Annotated in this window: 5 protein-coding genes; 4 read left to right on the forward strand and 1 reads right to left on the reverse strand. The window is 60.3% G+C overall.

The window, feature by feature from the left end; all coding sequences use genetic code 11:
• Positions 1–270: 270 nt before the first annotated feature.
• The 4 genes from pdhA (at position 271) to U9R61_RS06665 (ending at position 4,869) form a co-directional block, all read left to right on the forward strand.
• Positions 271–1,338: a pyruvate dehydrogenase (acetyl-transferring) E1 component subunit alpha gene (pdhA, locus tag U9R61_RS06650; protein WP_322488033.1), complete on the forward strand. Its 1,068-nt coding sequence runs from the start codon at positions 271–273 to the stop codon at positions 1,336–1,338.
• A 61-nt stretch (positions 1,339–1,399) separates the two neighbouring features.
• Positions 1,400–2,395, forward strand: a complete 996-nt coding sequence (locus U9R61_RS06655) for a pyruvate dehydrogenase complex E1 component subunit beta (protein WP_322488034.1) — start codon at positions 1,400–1,402, stop codon at positions 2,393–2,395.
• Between the two features lie 125 nt (positions 2,396–2,520).
• Positions 2,521–3,816, forward strand: coding sequence for a dihydrolipoamide acetyltransferase family protein (locus U9R61_RS06660; RefSeq protein WP_322488035.1), 1,296 nt, complete (start codon positions 2,521–2,523; stop codon positions 3,814–3,816).
• Between the two features lie 177 nt (positions 3,817–3,993).
• Positions 3,994–4,869 carry a sulfurtransferase gene (locus U9R61_RS06665; RefSeq protein ID WP_322488036.1) on the forward strand — a complete coding sequence of 292 codons (876 nt, stop codon included), beginning with the start codon at positions 3,994–3,996 and terminating at the stop codon, positions 4,867–4,869.
• A 526-nt stretch (positions 4,870–5,395) separates the two neighbouring features.
• Here the strand turns inward: U9R61_RS06665 and U9R61_RS06670 are convergent.
• Positions 5,396–6,982: an NADH-quinone oxidoreductase subunit N gene (locus tag U9R61_RS06670; protein ID WP_322488037.1), complete on the reverse strand. Its 1,587-nt coding sequence runs from the start codon at positions 6,980–6,982 to the stop codon at positions 5,396–5,398.
• Positions 6,983–7,049 lie beyond the last annotated feature (67 nt).

Below are 7,049 nucleotides of genomic sequence, written 5' to 3' on the forward strand. Positions count from 1 at the left end.
GGGGCAGCACTAACCGTTTGCCTTAACGCTATGCTTGCCACCGGTTGATCGATCGCCAAGCTGCTGCTGTGCCATTACGCAGCAAACTGTCGATCTGCCGTTCACCAAACAATTGCGTGCTGCCAGATCAGTTGTGGGTCTGGCCCATCCCAAGCGCGTCACCCGCCCGCGGGGGCGTGGCGAACATACCAGATGGTGCGTCGCTTCAACACATGGGAACACCAACTCCTGCCGGAGCGAAACACCCAGCATACGAGAGGAGTCTCAACTATGGCCGAAGTAGCCGAAGCGGCTCAGCCCCTCCTTGAGCGCGCTACCGCCGATGAATTGAAGCATTACTACTATCAGATGCTCCTGTTGCGGCGATTTGAAGAGCGCGCCGGCGAAATGTACGTGAAAGCAAAAATTGGCGGATACTGCCACCTCAATCTCGGCGAAGAGGCCACCATCGTCGGCCTCATGGCCGCCCTCACTCTCGACGACTTCATCTTCACCAATTATCGCGAGCACGGTTACATTATTGCGCGCGGCGTGCCACCCGGCCCGGTGATGGCCGAACTGTTCGGCAAAGAGACCGGCGTTTCCGGCGGGCGCGGCGGTTCGATGCACCTGTTCGACCGCAAAACCAACTTTATGGGTGGCTATGCGATCGTCGGCGGGCAGGTGCCGCTTGCCGTCGGCGCGGCGTATGCGCTGCGCTATCAGGGCAAGCCGGGGGTGGTCATTGCCCAGATGGGTGATGGCACCACCAACATTGGCGCGTTCTACGAGTCGTTGAATTTGGCCAAAATTTGGAAGTGCCCAGTGCTCTTCTTTATCGTCAATAATGGCTACGGGATGGGCACTTCGGTAGAGGCCGGTTCATCCGAGCCGGATCTTTGGAAGAAGGGCGCTTCGTTCCGCGTCTATGGCGAACGGGTCGATGGCACCGATGTGCTGGCGGTGCGCGATGTGGTGCGCCGCTTGCGCGCCCGCGCCGAAGCCGAAGGCGAACCGGCGATCATCGATGCGGTCAGCTTCCGCTTCCGCGGCCACTCCGTGATCGACTCTGACCGCTACCGCGATGCCGAAGTGGTGCGTCGCGGTCGCGAGCTGTACGATCCGATCCGGAAGTTTGCCACGCTTTTGCTCGATCACGGCGTTGTTGACGACGCATGGCTGAAGAGTGTGGCCGATCGGGTCGAGCGCGAAGTGCAAGAGGCGATTGACTTCGCCAACAATAGCCCCGATCCCAAGTTTGAAGATCTCTATCAGTATATGTATGCAACGCCGGTGCCGAATACACCGACCGCTGAGGATGCCATCCGCGCTGTGAAAATGAATCACGGTGAGTTTTAGCGGTGAGGTGCAGCGCAGCAACGCCTGCAATACAGCGTGTCTGAACAAGTAAGAGGTTGTTATGCCTGTGATTACATACCGCCAAGCGTTGAACGATACGCTGGGCGAGGAGTTGGCCCGCGATCCGAATGTGCTCTTGATGGGCGAGGAGATCGGGGTCTTTCAAGGTTCGTACCGCGTGACCGAGGGCCTGTTGGCCGAGTTCGGCCCCAAGCGGGTTGTTGACACCCCAATCGCTGAAGAAGGGTTCGTCGGCGTGGCCATCGGCGCAGCGATGCTCGGTCTGCGCCCGGTGGTCGAGATTATGACCATCAACTTTATTCTGGTTGCGATTGACCAGATCGTGAACCATGCCTCGAAAATTCACTATATGTTCGGCGGGCAGGTGAGCGTGCCGCTGGTAATCCGCACGCCGTCGGGAGGCACCGGCCAACTAGCGGCTACTCACTCGCAGTCGTTCGAGAATTGGTTTGCCTATTGCCCCGGTCTCAAGGTTGTCGCCCCCGCAACTCCCTACGATGCCAAAGGCTTGCTCCGCGCCGCCATCCGCGACGACGACCCGGTGATCTTTGTCGAGTCGCTGGCCCTCTACGATACCAAAGGCGAGGTACCCGAAGACGATGATTACGTCGTGCCAATCGGCATCGCCGAAGTGAAGCGGAAGGGTACTGATGTCACGGTTGTGTCATACTCTCGTATGACCGCCATCGCTCTGCAAGTCGCCCAGCGGATGGAGCAAGAGGGGATTAGCGTCGAGGTGGTGGACTTGCGCTCGCTGCGCCCGCTCGACCGCCCCACCATCATCGAGTCGGTCAAGAAGACGAATCGCGCCGTGGTCATCGCCGAGGATTGGTATTCGTATGGCGTGACCGCCGAGATTGCAGCCACCATTCAGGAAGAGGCGTTTGATTATCTCGATGCACCGGTGCAGCGCGTCGCCGGGCTTGAGGTGCCGCTACCCTATGCCAAAGAGCTGTCAGCGGCCTCGAAACCGAATGCCAATAGCTTGATCTATGCCATCCGGCAGGTTATGCGCGGCACGAAACGTATGCGCTGAACGCAGCGATGTGAGGTAACACGAAACACCCCTCTCCCCGCCTGCGGGGAGAGGGGCTGGGGTGAGGGGACACACCCCCGCCATCTTAACGATACACACTCATAGTATGAATCATGGGAGGCTCCATGGGTGAAGTAACCATGCCTCGTCTCTCCGACACGATGTCGGAAGGTACGGTGGGCCGTTGGTTGAAGAAGATCGGCGATTCGATCGCCGTGGGCGATATTATCGCTGAGATCGAGACCGATAAGGCCACAATGGAATTGGAAGCGTTTGAGGCTGGGGTGCTCCAGCAGATTTTGGTGCCCGAAGGGCAGACCGTGCCAATCGGGCAGCCGATTGCGATTATCGGCGATGGCTCAGCGCCGGTGGCGGCTGCTCCGGCTGCGCCAACACCCGCTGCGGCTGCGCCCGCCCGTGCCCCGGCTGCACCCACCCCTGATCCGGCTGCGCCGTCTGCGCCAGTCACTGTCGCTACCAGTGACGAGAACGGGCGGATTAAGGCCTCGCCGGTAGCCCGCCGTCTTGCCGAAGAGTTGGGGATCGATCTGCGCCAAGTCGCCGGCACGGGCCCCGGTGGCCGGATTATCAAGGAGAATGTCGAGGAATTCGCGGCCCGCCGTGGTACGACAGCTCTGGCGCCAGTCGCTGCGCCAGCACCGGCCCCCACACCGGCCCCCGCACCGGCGCCGGCCCCCGCCCCAACCCGCGCACCAGTCCCCGCTCCCACGCTGGCTGGCGCTGAGCCGCTCAGCCGCATGCGCAAGGCGATCGCGCGCGCGATGAACGAGAGCAAGCCCGGCGTGCCCCATATCTACCTCACCATCGAGGTTGATGCCGATGCACTCATGGCACTGCGCGAGCAGATTGTCGCCAGTGGAACTCGCATCTCGGTCAATGATCTGATCGTGAAGGCGGCAGCCAAGGCGCTCGCCAAGGTACCCGCCGTCAATACCAGCTTTAGCCAGACTGCCGACGGCCAGCCGGGGATCGTGCGTCATAGCCAGATCAATATCGGCGTGGCCGTCGCCCTCGATGATGGACTGGTGGCGCCAGTCGTGCGCGACGCCGACAAGAAGAGTATTAGCGTGATCAGCGCCGAAATCCGCGATATGGCTCTGCGCGCCCGTGAGGGCAAGATCAAGCAGAACGAACTGGAAGGCGCGACCTTCCAAGTTACCAACCTCGGCATGTTCGGCATTGTCGAGTTCGGCTCGATTATTTCGGTGCCGCAGGCCGCTTCATTGGCTGTCGGCGCAGTGCGCAAAGTGCCGGTGGTGCGCGATGATCAGATCGTGATCGGGCAGGTGATGAATCTGACCCTCAGCGCCGATCACCGCATCGTCGATGGCGCAGTGGCTGCGCAGTATCTGCAAGAGCTGCGTAAGCTGCTGGAAGCGCCAATGACCATCATCGTCTGATCAGAAAAACGCAAAGGCGCAAAGGACGCAGTGTTCGCAAAGGTTTTTGGATGAACATCTCTGCTATCGAGTCCCTATTCAAAACCCTCTGCGATCTTTGCGCACTCTGCGTCTTTGCGTTACGATCCCTCTGCGCCTTGGCCTGCTTTGCGCCTTCATCTCCACAGGAGTATTGCTATGACGCTCGAACTGCCACCCGGCCCGTTGGTGGAAACCGACTGGCTGGCCACTCACCTCGGCCATCCTAGCCTGCGCATTGTCGATATGCGCGGCACCGTCTTGCCGCCGACTGCTCCCAAACCCCACTACTTTGCCCGCCACGAAGACTACGCCGCCGGTCACATCCCCGGCGCAGTCTATATTGACTGGACGCGCGACATTGTCGATCTCGACGATCCGATACTGGTGCAAGTCGCGCCACCCGCCAAAATCGCTCGCGAGCTTGGTCAACGCGGAATTGGCGATGATACGGTGGTGGTAGCCTACGATGACTGGTATTCGATGTTCGCTGGCCGCCTGATGTGGGTGCTGCGCTACTACGGCTTCGAGCAGGTGCGGATTTTAAATGGAGGCTTGGTCAAGTGGCTGGCCGAAGGCCGCCCGCTCACTACTGAAGTGCCCAACTATCTGCCGGCGACCTTCACCCCGCGCCCGCAACCGCATCTGCGCAAGACCGCCGATCAGGTATTGCAGGCGCTGGGCAGCGACTTGCTCTTGATCGATGCTCGCAACGAACAGGAGTATCGCGGCTTGGAGTCACGCGCTGCCCGCGGCGGTCACATCCCCGGTGCGCGCAACGTCTTCTACCAGAGTCTGGTCAGCGGGCCGCACCAGACCTATCTCTCACCCGATCAACTCCGCGAACGCTTCCTTGCCGCCAGGATTGATCCTGATGCCGTCGCCGATCGAGAAGTGGTCGCCTACTGCAACGGCGGCGTCTCAGCCACCCCGACCGCTATCGCCTTCGAGATTGTCAGCGGTCGCCGCGTCGCGATCTACGATGGTTCGTGGAATGAATGGGGCAACGATCCCGCAAAACCGCTGGAGCGGTAATCATGCTCTATGGAGTGCGGCAGTGTAACTGCCGCATTCCCCATGACCAGCACGCCTTTACCCCCGGCGGGGCAAGCTATGTACCGCAGAGGGCGCAGAGGAAGGAAATAGCCACAAAAACACGCAAAAGTCACAAAAAAAGACACTAAACGCTTATGGCTCTTAGCGGCTCTTCCCACAAAATCCCTCTGCGTCCGTCTGGTTCTACTGCGCCTTTGCGTTCAAATCTCTGCGCCTTAACTCGCTTGGCGGCTTGGTATTGGCTCCCTCCCAACCTCCCCCCGCTAGGGGGAGGAGTTAGATTCCCCTGCCCCGCGGGGGATGGGCGAATGGTGGGGGCATCTCGCCCCAGGGGGGAGGGGCAAGGAGTGAGGGCATGTTGTTTACCGCAGAGGATGACAACCATCCCAACATCCCTCTGCGCTCTCCGCGTTCTTTGCGCCTTTGCGTTTTGTCTCTTTGCGTCTTTGCGGAGCCGGACAGCCGTCCGTCTCTACTGCACCTTGGCTCGCTTGGCGACTCGCTATCACGCCCGTTCCAACACACTCAAAATTACGTTCGGGAAAATGCCCAACGCCAGCACACCCAGCGCCGCAATCGTCAACGCTGCTGCGACTCCGCGCGACATCGGCAGCGGCGCCGTGTCAACCGCCGGTTCGATGAACATCACCTTCAGCAAGCGCAGGTAGTAGTAGAGACTGACAATCGTCATCACCACCGCGATGACGACCAGCCACGTTGCGCCGCTTTGCCAGCCGGCCATAAAGATGTAGAACTTGGCGAAGAAGCCGCCGAGCGGCGGGATGCCGGCTAGCGAGAGGATGCAGACAGTGAAGAGCAGCGCCAGCGGCAAATTGCGCCGCGCTAGACCGCGCAGATGCTCGAAATCGTCGCCTCCCACTTGCTGGCCGATCAGCGCCAGCGCACCGAACGCACCAATGTTCGTGAGGCTATAGATGATCAGATAGTAGAGCAGCGCAACCAAACCCTGTTCGCGGTCGAACTGCTGCGCCGCTGCCCACACCAGCAAGCCCAACACCACAAACCCGGCGTGGGCAATGCTCGAATAGGCCAGCAGACGCTTGGCATTATTTTGCGGCAGCGCCGCTAGATTGCCGAACACTACCGTCAGCAAGGCTAGCACCGCGAGCACCCCCGTCCAACCGCCCGCTGCCTCACCCAACACCGGCGCGCCAGCCATCGCCGGGAAGGTCTCGGTCAGCAGACGGAAGAGCAGGATGAACCCCGCCGCCTTCGAGGCAGTCGAGATAAAGCCCGTGATTGGCGTCGGCGCGCCTTCGTACACGTCCGGCGACCAAGCGTGGAACGGCACGACCGCCAGTTTGTAGCCCATCCCGGCGACAATAAACAACATTGCCAACGTGATCAGGCCGCCGCTCGACGGGGTGAGTGCGCCGATGCGGTCAAAGCGGGTAAGGTCGTTCAGGTTCGTCGCTCCACCCACCCCATTCAGCGCCGCGCCAAAGGCCATGCTCATCCCATAGAGCAAGATCGCCGACGAGATGGCCCCAAACAAGAAGTATTTCAATCCCGCTTCCGCCGAGCGAGCTTGATTGTGGAAATAACCGGCCAGCAGGTAGAGCGGGATCGAGGTCAGCTCGATTGCCAGATAAGCAATCAATAGCTCGTTGGCCCCTACCATCAGGCACATGCCGAGGGTAGCGAAAACAATCAGTGCGTAAAACTCGCCGGGGTGGGCATTGGGCTGCACATCGAGACAGAGCAGGCTGGTGAGCAAGGCTGTACCGATGATCAGCAGCCGCGCAATCATGGTCAGATGATCGACCACAAACACGCCGGACACCGGATCCCCCCCCGGCCCGCCGCTCTGCAAGTTGCGGATGATGTTGGTGAAGAAATTGACCGGCGCTGTCTCCGGTAACTGGTAGATGTAGCCGCTCTGCAAGAGCGCCACTGCCAGTACCATCCCCAACCCGATTGAGGTGAGCGACGCCGATGACTTGACCCGTTCAAGCTGCGCTTGCGACGTGCGCCCCCATTTTTCGAGAATATCCGACCCTAGCACCAACAGCGCCAGCACCAGCAGCAAAATTTCTGGCAAGAGGCGCGGGATGTCGGTTAGTTGAAACATACGTCCCTCGTTGTGATGCGCTCACATCCAGCCGTGTTGATGCTGAATTATTCAATCCAACATGCGT

Origin of the sequence: Chloroflexus sp., from assembly GCF_034431535.1 — a bacterium.
Classification (GTDB): Bacteria; Chloroflexota; Chloroflexia; order Chloroflexales; family Chloroflexaceae; genus Chloroflexus.